17 protein-coding genes are annotated in these 16,876 nt (G+C 61.2%); 7 read left to right on the plus strand and 10 right to left on the minus strand.

The window, feature by feature from the left end:
* Window positions 1-21 precede the first annotated feature (21 nt).
* From E4O97_RS07295 to E4O97_RS07305, 3 genes are all read left to right on the plus strand, one after another.
* Complete coding sequence (locus E4O97_RS07295) at window positions 22-624, plus strand: DUF4136 domain-containing protein (RefSeq protein ID WP_032878100.1); 603 nt, start codon at window positions 22-24, stop codon at window positions 622-624.
* Window positions 625-668: 44 nt separating this feature from the next.
* Window positions 669-1,226, plus strand: coding sequence for a DUF4136 domain-containing protein (locus tag E4O97_RS07300; RefSeq protein ID WP_032878099.1), 558 nt, complete (start codon window positions 669-671; stop codon window positions 1,224-1,226).
* 178 nt (window positions 1,227-1,404) lie between these two features.
* On the plus strand, window positions 1,405-3,348 hold the full coding sequence (locus E4O97_RS07305; RefSeq protein WP_248161039.1) for a pilus assembly protein TadG-related protein: 1,944 nt from the start codon (window positions 1,405-1,407) through the stop codon (window positions 3,346-3,348).
* Here E4O97_RS07305 and E4O97_RS07310 read toward each other — a convergent pair.
* Together E4O97_RS07310 and E4O97_RS07315 are read right to left on the minus strand one after the other, a co-directional pair.
* Window positions 3,333-6,086 carry a PAS domain-containing sensor histidine kinase gene (locus tag E4O97_RS07310; protein WP_248161040.1) on the minus strand — a complete coding sequence of 918 codons (2,754 nt, stop codon included), beginning with the start codon at window positions 6,084-6,086 and terminating at the stop codon, window positions 3,333-3,335. The two genes, E4O97_RS07305 and E4O97_RS07310, sit on opposite strands and share 16 nt — an antisense overlap.
* Window positions 6,083-6,520: a TadE family protein gene (locus E4O97_RS07315; RefSeq protein WP_032878095.1), complete on the minus strand. Its 438-nt coding sequence runs from the start codon at window positions 6,518-6,520 to the stop codon at window positions 6,083-6,085. The genes E4O97_RS07310 and E4O97_RS07315 overlap by 4 nt, the downstream gene beginning before the upstream one ends.
* A 71-nt stretch (window positions 6,521-6,591) precedes the next feature.
* Between E4O97_RS07315 and E4O97_RS07320 the strand changes: the two genes are divergently transcribed.
* Window positions 6,592-7,041, plus strand: a complete 450-nt coding sequence (locus E4O97_RS07320; protein WP_078820193.1) for a prepilin peptidase — start codon at window positions 6,592-6,594, stop codon at window positions 7,039-7,041.
* 123 nt (window positions 7,042-7,164) lie between these two features.
* Window positions 7,165-7,950, plus strand: a complete 786-nt coding sequence (locus tag E4O97_RS07325) for a response regulator transcription factor (RefSeq protein WP_032878093.1) — start codon at window positions 7,165-7,167, stop codon at window positions 7,948-7,950.
* Window positions 7,951-8,025: 75 nt separating this feature from the next.
* Here E4O97_RS07325 and E4O97_RS07330 read toward each other — a convergent pair whose 3' ends face one another.
* Genes E4O97_RS07330 through cpaB form a run of 8 tightly spaced genes read right to left on the minus strand, consistent with a single transcriptional unit; the run spans window position 8,026 to window position 15,451 of the window.
* Window positions 8,026-8,298 (minus strand): DUF3613 domain-containing protein, encoded by a 273-nt coding sequence (locus E4O97_RS07330; protein WP_032878092.1) that lies wholly within the window; start codon window positions 8,296-8,298, stop codon window positions 8,026-8,028.
* A 10-nt stretch (window positions 8,299-8,308) separates the two neighbouring features.
* Window positions 8,309-9,034 carry a tetratricopeptide repeat protein gene (locus E4O97_RS07335; protein ID WP_248161042.1) on the minus strand — a complete coding sequence of 242 codons (726 nt, stop codon included), beginning with the start codon at window positions 9,032-9,034 and terminating at the stop codon, window positions 8,309-8,311.
* A 10-nt stretch (window positions 9,035-9,044) separates the two neighbouring features.
* Complete coding sequence (locus E4O97_RS07340) at window positions 9,045-9,932, minus strand: type II secretion system F family protein (RefSeq protein WP_248161044.1); 888 nt, start codon at window positions 9,930-9,932, stop codon at window positions 9,045-9,047.
* 1 nt (window position 9,933) lies between these two features.
* On the minus strand, window positions 9,934-10,815 hold the full coding sequence (locus E4O97_RS07345) for a type II secretion system F family protein (protein WP_216090688.1): 882 nt from the start codon (window positions 10,813-10,815) through the stop codon (window positions 9,934-9,936).
* Between the two features lie 8 nt (window positions 10,816-10,823).
* Window positions 10,824-12,095: a CpaF family protein gene (locus E4O97_RS07350; RefSeq protein ID WP_032878088.1), complete on the minus strand. Its 1,272-nt coding sequence runs from the start codon at window positions 12,093-12,095 to the stop codon at window positions 10,824-10,826.
* Complete coding sequence (locus E4O97_RS07355) at window positions 12,092-13,285, minus strand: pilus assembly protein (RefSeq protein ID WP_032878087.1); 1,194 nt, start codon at window positions 13,283-13,285, stop codon at window positions 12,092-12,094. The genes E4O97_RS07350 and E4O97_RS07355 overlap by 4 nt, the downstream gene beginning before the upstream one ends.
* Window positions 13,282-14,487, minus strand: coding sequence for a type II and III secretion system protein family protein (locus E4O97_RS07360; RefSeq protein WP_032878086.1), 1,206 nt, complete (start codon window positions 14,485-14,487; stop codon window positions 13,282-13,284). Before E4O97_RS07360 ends, E4O97_RS07355 begins: the two co-directional genes overlap by 4 nt.
* Window positions 14,488-14,506: 19 nt before the next feature.
* The gene (gene cpaB / locus E4O97_RS07365; protein WP_032878085.1) at window positions 14,507-15,451 is read right to left on the minus strand and encodes a Flp pilus assembly protein CpaB; all 945 of its coding nucleotides are present in this window, start codon (window positions 15,449-15,451) and stop codon (window positions 14,507-14,509) included.
* 335 nt (window positions 15,452-15,786) lie between these two features.
* Between cpaB and E4O97_RS07370 the strand changes: the two genes are divergently transcribed.
* Together E4O97_RS07370 and E4O97_RS07375 are read left to right on the plus strand one after the other, a co-directional pair.
* Entirely contained in the window at window positions 15,787-15,984 is a 198-nt protein-coding gene (locus E4O97_RS07370; RefSeq protein ID WP_032878084.1) for a Flp family type IVb pilin, read from the plus strand.
* 53 nt (window positions 15,985-16,037) lie between these two features.
* Complete coding sequence (locus E4O97_RS07375; RefSeq protein ID WP_032878083.1) at window positions 16,038-16,439, plus strand: response regulator; 402 nt, start codon at window positions 16,038-16,040, stop codon at window positions 16,437-16,439.
* Window positions 16,440-16,876 lie beyond the last annotated feature (437 nt).

Raw genomic sequence — 16,876 nt, forward strand, 5'->3', positions numbered from 1 at the left:
GCCCAGTCTGCGGAGGTCGAAATGCGTCGTCTCGGTTTAATCCTGTTATCCCTGGGGCTGGGGGCGTGCTCCAGCCCCAACCCTTACGTCGCCGCTTCAGCGCCGATGCCGCCGGCTCCGGCGCAGGCGGCCACGACCTTTGATGCCAGCGCCTATCCGGCACCAGTACGCGACTATGGCGCCTATCGCAGTTGGGGCTGGCTCAACGGCCAACTGCCGGCGGGTACGGCCTGGGCCGATTCGGCACAGATTGCCGAGGCGGTCAGCGGCGCCCTCGACCAGCGCGGCCTGCGCCCCTTGCATGACAACCGTGTGCCCGACCTGCTGGTGAGTGCCGATGTGCGCCTGGAGAAGCGCCTGCGCCAGGTCCAGGACGATTACGGGTATGGCTACAGTGGCTACAACCGCTATGGCAACGGTTATGGCATGTACAACACAGTGCCTGTGGTACGCACCTATGAAGTGACGGTGGCGGTGGCGCGCATCAGCCTGTTCGACGCCCGCACCCGCCAGCCGGTGTGGAGCACCAGCGCAGAAACCACCAGCCAGGGCAGCCTGAGTGAGCGCGCCGATAGCTTGCGCAAGGCGATGCAGAAGGCAATGGCCGCCTATCCGCCCAGTTAGCAGCTATTCTCATTTCAGGTTCATGTCGTTTTCTGGAGAACATCATGTTGGGTCGCATCGCTGCACTTGCTGTTGTTGTGTTGCTGGGCGGTTGCCAGAGCAACCAGGTCAACCACGATTTCGACGCCAGCCGCGACTTTGGCGCCTACCGCAATTGGGCCTGGAAAGACCCGGCGTTGCAGTACCGCCCCGATGACCCGCGGATCAAGAGCGACCTTACCGAGCAGCGCATCCGCCAGGCCGTGGGCGAGCAACTCGACCAACGCGGCCTGCGCCCGGCAGCGGCAGGTACCAAGGCCGACCTGAATGTACAGGCGTACCTGATCGTCGAAGACCGCCAGCAACAAGTCACCACCAACTACGGCGGCGCCTGGGGCGGCCCATGGAATGGCTACTGGGGCGCGCCGATGTACAACGAAACGCGCAACATCACCTACAAAGTGGCGACCATCCAGATCGACCTGCTCGACGGCAAGGACGGCAAACTGGTGTGGCGCGGCAGCGACGAGCAAATGATGGCCAGCACGCCTAATCCGGAAGATCGCAGCAAGGCCATCCGCAGTACGGTGACCAAAATCCTTTCCAACTACCCACCGCACTAATCAACACTGCGCAACCCTGTGGGAGGGAGCAAGTCGAATCGTCGCACCGCCCCTCCCACAAATTTTCCAATGGCAAGAACATCTCCGCCAGTCGCCAATATGGCGAGTTGCCAGCAACCTGCCTGTCCCTTGTCTACACTCCAGTGCAACCCCGGTGAGTTAGCGCAGGAGTGCTTCGATGTCTCCCCGATTCGGTTCCAGGCAGCGTGGGGCAATAGGCTTGATGGCGGCAGGCACCTTGGCCTTGGCCCTGGTGTTTACGTTGCTGGCGGTCGACAGCGGGCGTCTGTATCTGGAAAAGCGCAAGCTGCAGTCCGTCGCCGATACTTCGGCGCTGGAAGCGGCCGGCCTCGGTGGTCAGTGCGGCGCCAACACCACGGCCAACGCCTACGCCACGCAAAACGCTGCGCGCAATGGTTTTGTGGTCGGCAATGGCCGCACCTTGGCCGTAACGTGCGGGACCCTGGCCACCAACGCCCTGAACACCCGAGTGTTTACCGCCGATGCCACCAAGAGCGACGCGATCCGCGTGGTGGCTTCGCGCACGGTGATGAGCAGCATCGCCAACGGTCTGTGGAACCTCTTTAGTGGCGCGCCGATCACCGCGCAAATCAACCTGAGCGCCACCGCTGTCGCGGCGACGCCTCCTCCGGTAGCGCAGTTGTCGATCCGCAGCAGCCTGGCCAGTGTCGATTCGAGCAAGTCGCCAATACTGAACCTGGTCATCGGCAACCTGCTGGGGGGCAACCTGTCGCTCACGGCAGCCGGTTGGAACGGCTTGTTGCAGACCAACGTCAACCTGCTCAGTTATCTGGACCAGTTAGCGATCGACTTGCAGGTAAAGGCTGGAGACTACGATGCATTACTTAACACCGCCGTCTCCGCTACCCAGTTGATCGATGCCGCCGTCAAGGTCTTGCAGAAAAACGGCGCGGCGGTCACGTCGGTGATCAATGACGTGATTTCTATTGAAGCGATTGCGCCTAATTCCAAGCTGTTGACGGTGGGGGACCTGATCGACATCGCCACTGGCACGCCGACAGCGGCGCTGAACAGCAATGTGCAATTGTTTCAGCTGCTGGAGGCAGTGGCGCAATTGTCCAGTAGCAAGAATGCTGTGAGTGCGGCGGCTCAACTGAATGTTCCGTTGGTGGGCAACGTTTCGATCCAGACCAAAGTCATTGAGCCGCCGCAGTTGTCGGCCATTGGCAATCCGGCATTGGCGAAGAAGGGCTTATTGAATGTCCCTCCGACCGATCAGATTTTTGTGCGTACTGCGCAAGTGCGCACATTGGTGACCGTACAGGCGCCGATTATCAAGGCCGTGTCTGGCGTGGCTTCCATATTGACGGGGTTGGGTACGCCGGTGTCTCAAGTGGTCAAGGGCCTGTTGAACCTCAACCTGCCGGCAGTGGTGGGAGGGGTGCTATGCCTGGTGGCCTGCAATGTGGCTGATGTTGATGTTACGACGTCGCTGGCCATTTACATTGAAGCCGGCAGCGCGCAAACCTATGTCACGGACTTCAATTGCGACTCGCCGGCCTCCAAATCCTTGACGGTGAAAACCACTACGTCCCTGGCTACCCTGGCGGTTGGTACGGTGGATCCGGTAGCGGCTTTTTCTTCATCCGCACCTGTCAATGTGCAGCCTGTCAGGCTGATCGATTTTGGCGAGCGCTACTGTGTTGTCCTGACGCTGTTGTGCAGCCCCACCCGTACACCCAATGTGGGGGGCGGTTTGCTGTTGAAGGCCAACTCCACCATTGCCGCGCAAACCAGCACGATGGTGTTTTCGCCGGTTGCCGAGATGAATGCGCCGCCGACCTATAAGTTCGCGCCGGGCACAGCCAATATCGTCGGTAGCCTGGCGTCGACTTTAAATGGCTTGCAGGTGACTTACGCACCGCCCAGCGGCAGCGTATCCAACGGTGCGCTGGCTGGCGTCGCCGGGCTGCTGGCGACAATCACCACGGCGGTGGTGGGGCTGATCCAGAACGTGCTGTCGCCGATCCTTGATCCCATCGTCAACACGTTGCTCAGCGCCTTGGGCATCAACTTGGGCAACGCCGAAGTTGGCGCCAACCTCACCTGCCATATGGGCCGGGCTTACCTGGTGATCTGATCCTGGACGATGGGCAGTTCTACGCAGAATTTCGCTCCCGCCTCGCCATTGCTGACGCTCAGGCGCCCGCCCATGTTTTCTACAATCCCATAGCTCACCGAGAGCCCCAGCCCGGTGCCTACGCCAATCGGCTTGGTGGTAAAGAACGGCTCGAAAATCCGTTCCAGCAAGCGCGGGTCAATGCCGCCTGCGTTGTCTTCGACCCAGATGCGTACATGGTGGCGGTCATGCTCGCTGTACAGGGCAATCCAGGGGCGCAGTGCGGGATTCTTTTCGCGCTGGCTGAGCAGCGCGTCGCGGGCGTTGACCATCAGGTTGATCAGCACCTGTTCCAACTGATCGACGTAGCCTTTGACCTGCACCGCAAAGTCCGCAGGTGTGATGCGCACTTCCACACCTTTGCCACGCAAGCCTTCGCTGAGCAACGCCAGGGTGCCTTCCAGCGCTTGCGCCGGGTCGAACGGTTGCTGCTCGATTTCCGAGCGACGGCCGAACACGCGCATGTGGTCGACCACCCGGGCTGCGCGTTGCACCTGGGCGTCGATGCGCTGGAGTTTTTCGGTGAGATAGTCGATTTGCACATCGCCATTGCCCAGGCGCTTGAGCACGTTGACGACGGCCATATGCATTACGTTCAGCGGCTGGTTGATCTCATGGGCCAGGCCGGTAGCCATTTCGCCGAGGGTGGCCATTTTGGCGCTTTGGGTCAGTTGTTGTTGTGAGCGGCGCACTTCAGTGTTGTCGCGGCCCACGGCTTGCACTTCCACCAGGGTGCCTTGCTGATCAAACACGCCACGGTCGGACCACACCCACCAGGCATGTTCGCGTCCGGGCAGTTGCAGGCTGATCTCGGCCGTGCTGACCGGGAATTCGGGGGTCAATCGCGCGATGCGTTGCACAAAGGACGCGCGCTGTTCATCCGACAGCCATTGGCCTAGGTCAATGCCCGGCAATTGGGCGGGCTGGCATTCCAGGTAGTTGGCCAGCGGCGTGTTGCCGAAGGTCAGGATCAGGTCGGGCCGGTAGCGGCAGATCATTGCCGGTGAGTCTTCCACCAGGATGCGGTAGCGCTCCTCACTCTGGCGCACTTGCTCAGCCGCCAGGGTCGCTTCGGTCACGTCCAGCCACAGGCCCACGGCTTCCACCGGCAGGCCGAGGTCATCGCGCAACAGCTTGGCTTCGTCGAGCAGCCAGTGGTAATGGCCTTGTTTATCGCGCAACCGGTAGCGGCTGCGCACGGTGCCTTCGCGCAGCAGTTGGCGGGTGCGTTCAAAGTAGAGTTCGCGGTCGTCGGGGTGGATCAGCGTTGCCAGGGTGTCGTGGTTGCACTCGGCCAAGGTCCAGCCCAGCAGCGGTAACAGGCTGGCGCTGAAAAACGCCGGGTGCAGCGCGCCGTTGACGTAGCGCTGTACATAGATCACCGCCGGTGAGCTGGCAATCAGGTTGTCCAGGCGCGCATGGGCGGAGGCGGCTTGCAGTTGCTGGTTCTTGATGTCGCTGATGTCGAGCATGAAGCCGATCCAGCGCCGCTCACTGCCCACGCCCAGCACTTGCCCCTGTATGCGATACCAGAGCGGCGCCTGCTCGGCCTGTGTGCGTTGCAGGCGTACGCTGGTCAGCAACGGCTTGCCCAGGGCTTGCAGATCTTGCAGACGGCTATTGAGGGCTTGGCGGTCGGCGGGGTGGATCAATCCGAGCCAGGTGTCGAGGGCCTGGCGGGTGGGGCCGTCCTCTTGGCTCAGGTTGCGCAGCAATTGTGGCGCAAGCTGGATCTCTTGGGTGGCGGGCAACAGTTCCCACCAGCCGGTGCCGAGCAGGCCTTGCAAGGCTTCCACCCGTTCCAGTTGTTGGTGGTGGCGCTGTTCACGCAGGCGGCTCAACAGTGGCGCGGCGAGGGCGGCGCACAGGGTGAGCCAGTCACGTTCGCGGGTGTGATCCACCTGGCCGTCGTAGCAGCCACACAACAACCAGGCCGCCACGCCGTGGCTGTCGCGGTAGGGCACCAGCAAACCGCCGACGTTGCCGAAGATGCTGTGCAGGCGCGGGTTTTCGCTGCGGCCCAGGGCAATGTCCAGGTTCAGAGGCATGTTGCCGTTCAGGCTGTCGAGGCTGGTGCCAAGATGTTGCCCGGTTTGCCACAGGGCCGGGGCATCATGGGCGGCGTATTGGCTGTAGATGCGCCAACCCTGATCGTCTTCGTCGAGCAGCGCCATCGCTACGCAAGGTATGCGCCAGCGCTGGGCCACGCTGCGCAGGTGCTCGTTGAACACCTGTGGCAGGCGGTTGAAGCTGCACACGCGCAGTTGTTCGCTCATCAGGCCAGCGAGTTGATGGTTCTGTTCGCGCTGTTGCATCCGTGCCCGGTCGGCCAGCAGGTCGGTGACATCCAGCAGACGCAGGGCCCAGCCGTCGCCCTCTGGCTCAAGCCAGCCGCGGGTGTGCAGAACCACGCCGGCGGCACCCTGAAAGTCCAGGTCCAGACCCTGTCGTTGCCATTGCGGCGGTGCACCTTCGACACTCAGCGCGCTGCTTGGGCACAGCAATGTGCGCAACGGCGGGTTGGGCGTGTTGACCAGGTGTTGGTCGAGCAGAGGCCGCAGGCTACCGGCAATGCTTAGCACTTGGCCCAGGTTGTCCAGTTGCAACTGCAGGCCCGGCGCAGGCGTTGCCGGGGCATCCAGGGCCAAGGCGCTGCTGCGCCCGCGCAGGCGTGCGAACAATTTATCCCCCGTCGTCAAAACTGAAGGCTCGAGGTAGCGGTCAGGTTGGTGGGCAGGTTCGGAACGGTGCCAACGCCAGGCAATACCAGGGCCGGCAATACCGCTTTGATGTTGGCTGATGGATAAGTGATTTTCACCGTCAGCAAGTTATTGGTGTAAGTGGCGGTGATGTAGCCGGGCAAAAAATTCAAGGAGCCGGGGATCCAGTTCAACTGCGCCTGGGCTGCATCTTTGGCGCGCTGCACAACCAAAGCCGAATAGCCTGCGGTGCCTGGGTCCAGTGACACACTGCGGCGCACGCCTTCTGCCGCCGCCTGGTGGAACGACTGCATCAGCAGCAGCGGCAAGCTGTAGCTGAGGAGGCCGTAGAACACCGCAAAGAAGATTACGAAGACCAAGGCAAACTCGATCGCCGCCGCACCTTTTTGCTTTCTCGGGAGGCCTGATTTCATGACTGCGTCTACCCTGAGGCGAGTACCTGATATCAGCATAGAATCATTCGGCAAAAAGGGATGTTTTTTACGTGATCCAGAATGTAGTGATATTGCTGTGGTTGGGGCTGTGCGCTTTACAGGATATGCGTGAGCGGCAAATTGCTAATACGCTGACCTTGGGCGTCGGATTACTGGCGTTGATCTACCTGCTGTGGACCGGCTCGACGTGGCTCGGTGCTCCACGCAGCGATGGCGGCCTGGCCCTGGTGCTGGCGCTCGCCCTGACCCTGCCGGGTTATGCGTTGGGCCGCTTCGGCGCCGGGGATGTGAAGTTGTTGGCAGCCCTGGGCCTGGCCTCCAATACCGAGTATCTGCTGGGGTCTCTGATTGGCGCGGGCATCGCCATGGTGGCTTGGGCACTTATGCATCAAGGGCTTAGCTCAAGCCAGGTCGAGGGAGAGGCGCAAGTGTCAACAAAACAGCCTTTTGCACCCTTTGTTTTGACAGGTTACGTGGGCTGCTGGCTTTGGATCCATTAGTCATTCAGGTGGATTAATGCTATGTACATAGTCAGAAAGTACGTCTACGTTTAATGAGTGGTTGTGGGATTTTTCGTCAGAAAGGATAGGTCATCTTTTGGCTTGCCAGGCATGGAGTAGCGCGTGAACAAGCTTACATCTGCAGTAAAAGTGCTCGTAGTCGACGACCAACCGTTAATCGTAGAGGAGCTCTGTGAATTTCTTGAAAGCAGCGGGTACCGTTGTGTCCCGTGCGAGTCCAGCAAACAAGCTATAGAGCGTTTCAGCGAAGACCCTCTGATCGGCCTGGTGCTGTGCGATCTGCATATGCCGGACATGGATGGCATCGAACTGGTTCAGGCGTTGCAACGCGTCGCCGGCAAGCATCGTGCATTTGAAGCGATCATGCTCACCGGGCGCGCCGACAAGCAGGATGTGATCAAGGCCCTGCGTGCAGGGATCGCCGATTACTACCAGAAACCGATCAATCTGGATGAACTGCTCGAAGGCCTCAAGCGCCAGGAAGCGGCATTGGAGGAGCGGCAAAAGGACCTGCAACTGGGTACGCTTAACCAGAAGTTGCAGTACCTGTCCGAATCCATCAATGACTTGTATATGGACCTGGACAAGGTGCGGCGCAACCCGGCGCCCAAGGCCAGCGACGGCGAGGCGATGGCTGACGAAGCCGGGCCAGTGGAAATTCCGGCGATCTTCAATCAGTTGTCTCCGCGCCAGTTGGACGTGGCGCGGCTGGTCGGCAAGGGGCAGACCAACTACCAGATTGCCTGTGAACTGGGGATCACCGAGAACACGGTCAAGCTGTATGTGTCCCAGGTGCTGCGCCTGACCCATATGCACAATCGCACACAGTTGGCGCTGGCGTTGTCACCGAGCAACTCGGCGATGGGCCAGCGGGTGACGGCGCACTGAAAGCCCAGTCAACGGCAGAGCAAAAGCAGGTAGAGATTCAATGTGGGAGGGGGCTTGCCCCCTCCCACAGTCACCCTATTTATTCCCGCTCTGCGCAGACCCGCCCACCTTCTGATCAAAGAACTCCGGGATCGGATGCTTGTTGCTGTCCAGCCAGCGCTTCAGCGCCTGCTCGCGTTCCGCCGGCGTGGTCTTTTGCGGGTTGGCCGAGGCTGCGCGCCCGCTGAGTTGCAGGGCCATCCAGTTTTCTGTTTCCGCCTGCTGCGGCGAAGACGGTCCAGCCTCGATGGCCGATGCTGCGTAGGGCAGGGCCAGCAATGCGAGGCTGGCGAGGTAATGGAGTTTCATCATCGGCTCCCTATTTCACAGACGCCGGCAGCGTGTCGCTGACGGCCGCTACCTGGTCTTTGGATGGACGGACCGTTGCCGCAGCCGCACCCTTGATGCGTTGCGCGCGTGCCTGGGCCTGCGTCACTTGCTCGGGGCTCAGCCCGAGTTGGCCGACCACTTTTGCGGCCTGCTCCCAGTTGTCCTGGTAAATCAGCAAGGTCACCAGGTTCACCGCCGCCAATTGATCGCTCTGCTTGAGTTCGATGGCGGTCATGAATTCAAAGCGTGCGTCTTCAAGGCGCAGTTGATCGAGGTACACCACGCCCAAGTCATTGCGGACTTTTTCGTCGGTGGGCGCCAGGCGTGCCGCACGTTGCAGATGGGCCATGGCCTGGCCATTGTCGCCCTTGGCCGATGCCAGTTGCCCCAGGCCGTGCTCGCCATCGGCGGCCAGGCAGGTGCCGAGCAAACTGCGGTACAACGGCTCGGCCTCGGTGCGGCCCAGCAGGCGATAGGCGCGGGCCTGGCGCTGGCGCACCTGAGGCAAGGTAGCGGGCAGGTTTTGCAGGTTGGCCAGGCTGGCGTGCAGCTTGCCTTCGTTGGCCATGTCGTCGGCCAGGTTCAAGGACAGCTCCTGGTCCGAGCTGGGTTTGGGGCAACTGCCGGGCGCCAGCAAGCCGGCCCACGGAGCCTGGCCATTACTGGCGCAGCCACCCAGCATCAGCACGCTTATGGCGACAATCAGTGGCTTCATAACAGACTCCTCAGAAGTTATTCAGGGCGCGGGAGATGGCGATCATGGCCGGGCCCCCGAGCACAATCAGCAAGGCTGGAAACAGGAACACCATCATCACCACCGACATCTTCGCCGACATTTTAGAGATGTATTCCTGCAGGCGAGTCAGACGGCGGTCATCGAGCAATTGCTTGAGCGCCAGCAGCGACTTCATCGCGCCGCCGCCCTGCTGAATCAGTTGCTGAAGAATGATGCAGGTGTCGGTGAACTCGTCCACCGCCAGCAGGCGTGCGGTCTTGCCCAGCTCCTCGGACAGCTCCAGGCCCGAGTCGACTCGCGCCAGGATCAGGCGCAGTTCATGGGTCAAGTCAGGGAGCAGGCGCTGGGCTTCGGTACTCAACACTCGCAGTGATTGCTCAACCGCCATGCCGGATTCGAACAGGATGCGCAGCAGTGGAATGAACGTGGAGATTTCCCGAGCAATGCGTTCCTGGCGATATTTGGCGCTGAGGGCCAGGACGCGCTTGGGCAGCAGGTAACCAATCCCCAGGGCCACCGCCGGCGCGATCCACGGCGAGCCGGCATGGGGTAACAGCAGTTGCTGGCCCAGTAGGGTCAGGCCCAGCAGCACGATCGGTACGCCGACCTGGCAGGCGGCAAACATCGAGCGTTGGTTGGCCTTGCGCCAGCCCACACGGTTGAGCAGGGTCTGTGTTTCGTTGTCCAGGCTGACCGAGCGCTGGGCCACCTGGCTTGCGCCCAGTTGGCGCATCAGGCTGCCGAGTTTGTCTTCGCGGGTCAGGTGGCCTTGCAGGCGCTGGCTGACCATGCGCTGGCGCCGCCGTTGCTCCAGCAGGTTGCCGGCGATCAAGGCGACGGCGGCGAGCAACAGCAGGATGCTGATCAGAATCGCCATTTCAGATACTCCGCAACATGCGCCACATGACGAAGGTGCCCGTGATGTCGAGCGCCACCGCGGCCAGCAACAAATAGCGCCCGGTACCGTCATTCCACATGCTCATCAGATAACCCGGGTTGACCATCAGGAAGTAGCCCACCATGACGATGGGCAAGCCCGCCAACACATAAGCGGTCATGCGTGTTTCACCGGTCATGGCCTTGAGTTGGCGTGCGCCCTGCTCACGCTCGCGAATCATCTTGATCAGGTTCTCCAGCAATTCACTGGCGTTGCCGCCGTAGCGGTGGTTGACCTTCAAGCCCAGGGCAAACAGGCGAAACTCATCGCGTTCATAGAACTCGGCAAAGTCGCTGACAGATTCCGGCAGGCTTACGCCCATCTGCACGTTGCGCTGGATGCGGCTCATGGCCTGCTTGAGTGGCGCCTCGGTGCTGTCGATAGCACCCAGTACGGCATCGGCGAGGGTACGGCCCGACTTGAGGCTGCGCACGCTGTGGTCCAGCAGTTGCGGCAATTGTTCGATCATGCGCTGCACGCGTCGCTGGTAGCGCCAGGCAATGTACAAGCGCAGCAGCAGCGGCGGCGCTATCAACAGGGTGAGCAAACCCAGCCAGTCGGCCAGCAGGTAGCCCAGCAACATGCCCACGGCCCAGCAACTGAGCCACAACCCGAGGCGATCGGTGGGTTTGCCCAGGCCGGCACGCTGGAACATGCGCTCCAGCGCAATCCAGCTGCCGTTCGGTTCCTGGGGCAACGGCTGGCCGTCGGCGAGACGCTCCAGCACGCGGTCGGTGCCGGCCTGGCGCAGCCCGCGCTGGAACAGCCACACCGACAGGCTGATCAGCAGGATGCAGATGAGCAGCAAGATAAGTCCGGTCATGGTGCCCTCTACAACGGCAATGCCGATTCACGCCGCAGCTTGTCACCGGCCGGGTTGAGCGCCTCGCGCAGGAAGCCAAAACCGGTACGGCGGTCCAGGCGAAACAGGGTATTGGTGACATACACGTCATCGCGCACGCCCACCACTTCCACCACCTCGCTGACGCACCGGCGCCCATCGGGCAGGCGTGTCAGCTGGATCACCACATCGAGTGCCGCACAGATCATTTGCCGCAGGGTTTTTTCCGCCACCACGCGACCGGTCAGACCCACCAGGGTTTCCAGGCGCAGCAGCGCGTCCTGGGCATTGTTGGCGTGCACGGTGCTCATGGAACCATCGTGGCCGGTGTTCATGGCAGTCATCACGTCGAGTACTTCCACGCCGCGAATTTCGCCAAGAATGATGCGGTCGGGGCGCATCCGCAGGGCGTTGCGGATCAGGTCGCTGGCTTTGACCTCGCCATGCCCTTCGGCATTGGGCGGGCGGGTTTCCAGGCGCACCACATGGGGGTGGCCCAGTTGCAGTTCGGCCACATCTTCAATGGTGACCAGGCGCTCATGGGGGTTGATCAATTGGCTGAGGATATTGAGCAGCGTGGTCTTGCCGGTACCAGTGCCGCCACTGATAAGGATATTGCAGCGCTTGCCCACCGCCTCCTGGAAGAACTCGAAGATGCTGTGGTCTATGGTTTGCATCGCCACCAGGTCGCTGCTCTTGAGCATGTCCTTGCGAAACTTTCGGATCGACAGGCAGGGCCCATCCAGGGCAATCGGCGGGATGATCGCGTTGACCCGGCTACCGTCAGGCAGGCGCGCATCGACCATTGGCGAGGATTCATCCAGGCGCCGCCCCAGTGGCGCAAGGATGCGCTGCATGACGCGCTCCACATGGTGCGCATCGATAAAGCGCAGGTCGCTCTGGTACAGCACACCGTCGCGCTCGATAAACACCCGGTGCGGGCCGTTGACCAGGATCTCGGTCACCGACACATCGCGCAGCAGCACTTCCAGTGGGCCGAAGCCAGTCAGCTCATCGACGATTTCTTCGGCCAGGCGCTCCATCTCATAGCGCGAGATCGCCAGGTGCATGCGCGTGATGTATTCGGCGACTTTGTCGATGACAAATTGCGCCAGGGATTGGCGCGAGCCTTCCAGCAAATTCTGTCCGGACTCCTCGATGGCGTCGATGATGTAGCGATGCAGCACCAGTTTCAGGCCGTCGTGATCGTTGTGCGCGGCGGCGCCGCGAGTTGGGGCGCCGAAGAGTTTTTCGCCGTTCATCGACCTGGCCCCAACAGGCGCTCGAACCAGCGCGTCGAGGGTTTTGCAATGCCCTCGGAGCGTTTCGCCAGGCGCTCACCCAGCTGACGCAGGGCTTGGGTCAAGGCTTCGCGTGGCGCCAAAGTGAACAGGCTTTGCCCCTGGTTCTTGGCGTTCAGGCGCACTTCGGGGCTCAGCGGCAATACGGCGATGCACTCAAGGCCGAAGCTTTTTTCCAGGGCTTCGGTGTCGGGCGCGCAGCCTTTGATATAGCGGTCGACAAGCAGCTTGGCATGGTCGAGTTTCATGCCTTTTTCGCGCCACAGGTTCAGCACCGCGAGGTTGCGGCGACAGTCCAGTACGCCCTGGTCGGTGCACCACAGCAGCTTGTCGCAGTGGCTGACAAAGGTGCGCAACGCTTCGCTGTCAGCCTGGCCGGTGAGGTTCACCACGATGTGCTGGAAGTGCTGGCGCAGGGCGCTAAGCAGCATGTACAGCTCGGCGGCGCTGGTCACTTCCAGGGGCTCTTCGTTGCCGGCGTAGGCGAGGATGCGCAAGCCCGTGTCGGTGCTGGTGAACGCGCTGTTGATCAGTGTGGTGTCGAGGCGGCGCAGGTGGCGCAAGGCGTCGCCGAAATTGAAGGTGCTCTCCAGGCCCAGCAGCGCGAGGCTGTCGCCCTTGGGCAGGCCGAGGTCGAGCAGCAGGGTTTGTTGGCCGCTCTTTTGCACCACCATCGCCAGGTGGCTGGCGAGCAGGGCGCCATCGGTATTGCCCTGGGCGCCGTAGAGCACGGTCAGGCCGCCAAGGTGGGCATTGGGCGCGGTGGGCGGCAGGCGTTTGCTCAGGCGCCGCACCAGCCCGGCGACTTCACTGGAGCGCGAGCCATAGGCGACAAAGTCCCTGGCGCCGGCGCGCATGGCGTTGAGTACCAATTGGTTATCCATGCCATCGCCGAGCGCGACCACCGCCAGCATCGGTTTGGCTTCCAGTGCGCCTTCGATCAAGGCGCTTTGGGCCACCAGGTGCTCGCGGTCCAGGCCCACGAACACCAGGTTGGCGAAGGTCACGTCCACCAGCGCCAGCAGTTCGTCGAGGCTGCCGCCGCCCACGCTGATCACTTGACCCAGCGGTGCCAGCGCACCCTGGAGCCATTCCAGGTCGGTGCTGTTGCGGGTGATTGCCAGGAAGGTCTGGCTCAGGCTATCGCTCATTGGGAAAGTCCACTGCGACGGTCGAAGTTGCCGTTTTCCAGGAAGAACAGGCGGAACCAGTTCGGGTCATAGTTGCGCAGTTTTTCGCCGGGCAAGGACGGCAATTGCGCATTGGCCGCCAAGGGTCGAACCAGGTGCGGGGTGACAATCATCAGCAGCTCTTTCTCTTCGCTCTGGATATTGGAGTCACGGAAAAACGCGCCAAGGATCGGGATATCGCCCAGGCCCGGAAGCTTGGCGATGGTGGAGCGGTTGGTGCTGCTGATCAGGCCGCTGATCACGAAGCTTTCGCCGTCGGCCAACGACACGCTGGTGTCGGTACGTCGCACGGTCAGGGCCGGCACCTGAATGCCCTCGATGCGGATCGCATTGTTGTAATCCAGTTCGCTGACTTCCGGGGCGACTTTCAGGGCGATGCGGTTGTGGTCGATAACCGTGGGCGTGAGGGTCAGGCGAATGCCGAACTCCTTGTATTCGATGGTGATGGTATCGCTGCCGGCACTGGGCACCGGGATCGGCACTTCACCACCGGCCAGGAAGGTCGCGCTCTGGCCGCTCATGGCCACCAGGCTCGGGCGCGCCAGGGTGTAGGCAAAGCCGCTGCTCTCCAGCGCGTTGATCAATGCCTTGACCCGCCCACCACCGAAACCGATGTTGAAGCTGTCAGCGCTCACCGGCAATTTGAACACGCTCTCGGCTGGAGACAGCAGGTCGGGGCTGCCGAGGAAGAAGTTCTTGCCCATGCCGAGGATCTTGGTGCTGGCTTCCTTGAGCTTGGTACGGCTGACTTCGACGAAGCGGATGTCGGTCTGCACTTGGCTGGGCAGTGTCGGGTCTTCGGAGGGCGACAGCGATTGGCTGGTCAGCGCCGAAGTGGCCTTGCCCTTGACGAACACCATGCTCTGGCGCGGGCCGGTCGAGCAGCTCGTCCACACCATCAGGCTGGTGGCGCCGGTGCCGACGCCGGTCAGCAGGAAATTGCGGTCGCCATTGACCCGCACGTCGGCGATTTTCGGGTCGCCAATGGCCAGGCGCGTGATCGCCACCGGCGAGTGCAGTTCGGTTTGCAATCCTTCGCCCACCTCGACCACAGCGGGCAGTTGGCCCAGGGTGTTGCAGTTACCCGGTGCTGCCATCGCCACGCCCACGGGCAAGCACGGCAGCATCAAGGCCAAGGCCAATTGAGCGTAGCGTTGGCTCATTCAAGGCATCCTTGTTCAATCAGGGGGTTTGGGGTGCTGACGCTGCGCCGCGAATCACTTCGACGCCGCGACGCTGGCCGGTGTCGGCAACCGTGGGGGCGATTTTCTTCGGCGGTCCGCTGAGGGCCAATTGAGTGAATTGGTAGAGGTCGCGGTTGGCGCTTTGCACTTTGTCCGGGGTATCGCTTTCGCCAGCCCAGTAGCGGCTGAGCAGTTGCTCATCGGCACTGCGCACGGCCAGGCGCAACGTGCCGGCCTGGGAGGCGAGCATCAGCCGGCTCAGCAGCGGTTCTGGCACTGCCAGCACGACGCTGCGCGCGGCGGTACGGCGTTGGGCCGCCTGGGCGCGCTCTTCGGCGGTGGCCGGTGGCGGCACTGCGGGTTGGCCGTCGTTGGCCAGGCCCAGTTGATCGCCGACGCTGAGCAAGCGAATCGCCGGAATAACCACCTGTGCCGACTGCTCGGCATTGGCATTGTCCTGGCGCAGGAACAGCAACACATCGACGTAATCGCCGGGGCTCAACTGGCCACCGGCCCCGATGACTTCATCGACAGCCACGGCCAGGGCGCGTTCATTCGCCCGGATCATGCGGGCCAGGGGGCCGCCGGCGGTGAAGCTTTCTTCGTTCAGCCAGGTGCCGGCACCCAGGGCACGCAAAGGCGCGCGGCCGATGGCCTGGTCGAGACTAGTGAGGCTCCCGGCCGGGACGGTGCGCAGTTTTTCCACCGCCACATCGGCGGCAGTGAGAGCGACGAAAGGCGGCACCGCGTGTACCAGCACCACCACCGGCTGGCGGGTCTGGTCCTCGACGACGGCGACGGTTTTTTCAACGGAAATGACAGGTTCTGGTGATGGGGCCGCCACTGGCACTGGAGAACGGCTAAGCACCAGGCCCCAATACCCTGCAATCAAAGCCCCAACAAGCAGCAAGCCAGCCAGGACCATGCTGATGCGACTGTTCATGACGGCTCTCCCTATCCTGTTGCACGGCTTTTTTCCCGTTACTTCAAACGAGTTAAATTCGCAACTTGGCTGTGATGAACAACTAACGATTTGGCTATTTGAAGGTAGCTCAGCTAGGACAAAATGCCATTACCGAACGAAAAAATTATCTGAGGTTCAAGGGTGGTCCTGTAAATGCAGGATGTGCGGCGTGTTTGCGGCGACTAATACTTTGTGATTAATGCGTTCTTACAGTTGTGAGTGTTAAATTTCTTGACAATGCTCTAGTGGCACACGGCAATCATTGTGCGGGCCAGCTGTAACGGCGCTTTGTGGCGCATGAAGGAGATCTTCCTATGATCCTTGACCTGTTCTTGAAGTTGTACATTCATGCCCAGTTATTTCTGCGTCGCAGAGAGGGGGCGTCGGCTATTGAATATGTGATTATTGTGGCGATAGTGGCGTTGGTTATCGTCGGCATTGGTACTGGGCTTGGCGATAAGATAAAAGGCATCTTTAAGCAAGTGTCTGATGCGCTGCCAGCTGCGCCTTAACCGTAACTGCTGTACGTTTTCGTTCCGGTGATTCTTTTTATCAGGTACTGCCCATGAGCAACCCCTCGTCATCCCGCCAAAAAATCCTATTGGTGGACGACGAGGAGGATGCGCTGATCGAGTTGGCCGAATCCCTCGAAAACGAGGGATTCGTCTGCTTTACCGCCACGTCCGTTACTTTTGCCTTGCAAGAACTGACACTTAATCCCGATATCGCCCTGGTTATCACCGACCTGCGTATGCCCGAGGAAAGTGGTATCTCCTTGATCAAGCGCCTGCGCGAACATACCTCTCGCTCGCATTTGCCTGTGATCGTGATGTCCGGTCATGCCGAGATGGATGATGTCAGCGATATGCTGCGCTTGCAGGTGCTGGATCTATTTCGCAAGCCGATCTATCTGGTGCGGTTGATTGATACGCTGGATAACTTGTTTCCCCCCTCGAAGCCTCATTGATCGATGGATCAAATGCGAGTGCTGCCTGACAACTGACAGGTATTGAACTAATACACCTCGGTCAAAATGTGGGAGGGGGGCTTGCCCCCAATAAGCATGGGTATGGACACAGCTTGTGTAGCCGCAGCCAACCGTAACCACGATGCGAAGCGAGCCGCTCTTGATCTTGATCTGCTTTTGATCTCAGGCGCCCCGTCAAACCACGCTGGCCGGAATTCGACAGGGATTTGGGGGGTAAACCGGCAGGGATGCCGGTTTAGCCGCCCCGCGCCATGGATGGCGCGTGGCGGCGCCCCCCCCAAATCCATGGCGGATTACGGGCACACCGAGCCTAAGCGAGGTGCCGAGTGGTGGGGCAAGAGCATTGGGTTACTTCTGCGCTTTTCAAAAGTGACCCGCTGTAAAAGCGGAACCCTAAGTGGCCGTTACCGCAGGAA

The organism is Pseudomonas sp. W15Feb34 (assembly GCF_023127765.1).
GTDB classification, from domain to species: domain Bacteria; phylum Pseudomonadota; class Gammaproteobacteria; order Pseudomonadales; family Pseudomonadaceae; genus Aquipseudomonas; species Aquipseudomonas synxantha_A.

Excerpts from the sequence above, each read along its gene's own strand:
- E4O97_RS07295 (WP_032878100.1), top strand. The coding sequence starts at position 22 with ATGCGTCGTCTCGGTTTAATCCTGTTATCCCTGGGGCTGGGGGCGTGC.
- E4O97_RS07300 (WP_032878099.1), top strand. The coding sequence starts at position 669 with ATGTTGGGTCGCATCGCTGCACTTGCTGTTGTTGTGTTGCTGGGCGGT.
- E4O97_RS07305 (WP_248161039.1), top strand. The coding sequence starts at position 1,405 with ATGTCTCCCCGATTCGGTTCCAGGCAGCGTGGGGCAATAGGCTTGATG.
- E4O97_RS07315 (WP_032878095.1), bottom strand. The coding sequence starts at position 6,520 with ATGAAATCAGGCCTCCCGAGAAAGCAAAAAGGTGCGGCGGCGATCGAG.
- E4O97_RS07330 (WP_032878092.1), bottom strand. The coding sequence starts at position 8,298 with ATGAAACTCCATTACCTCGCCAGCCTCGCATTGCTGGCCCTGCCCTAC.
- E4O97_RS07335 (WP_248161042.1), bottom strand. The coding sequence starts at position 9,034 with ATGAAGCCACTGATTGTCGCCATAAGCGTGCTGATGCTGGGTGGCTGC.
- E4O97_RS07340 (WP_248161044.1), bottom strand. The coding sequence starts at position 9,932 with ATGGCGATTCTGATCAGCATCCTGCTGTTGCTCGCCGCCGTCGCCTTG.
- E4O97_RS07345 (WP_216090688.1), bottom strand. The coding sequence starts at position 10,815 with ATGACCGGACTTATCTTGCTGCTCATCTGCATCCTGCTGATCAGCCTG.
- E4O97_RS07350 (WP_032878088.1), bottom strand. The coding sequence starts at position 12,095 with ATGAACGGCGAAAAACTCTTCGGCGCCCCAACTCGCGGCGCCGCCGCG.
- E4O97_RS07355 (WP_032878087.1), bottom strand. The coding sequence starts at position 13,285 with ATGAGCGATAGCCTGAGCCAGACCTTCCTGGCAATCACCCGCAACAGC.
- E4O97_RS07360 (WP_032878086.1), bottom strand. The coding sequence starts at position 14,487 with ATGAGCCAACGCTACGCTCAATTGGCCTTGGCCTTGATGCTGCCGTGC.
- cpaB (WP_032878085.1), bottom strand. The coding sequence starts at position 15,451 with ATGAACAGTCGCATCAGCATGGTCCTGGCTGGCTTGCTGCTTGTTGGG.
- E4O97_RS07370 (WP_032878084.1), top strand. The coding sequence starts at position 15,787 with ATGATCCTTGACCTGTTCTTGAAGTTGTACATTCATGCCCAGTTATTT.
- E4O97_RS07375 (WP_032878083.1), top strand. The coding sequence starts at position 16,038 with ATGAGCAACCCCTCGTCATCCCGCCAAAAAATCCTATTGGTGGACGAC.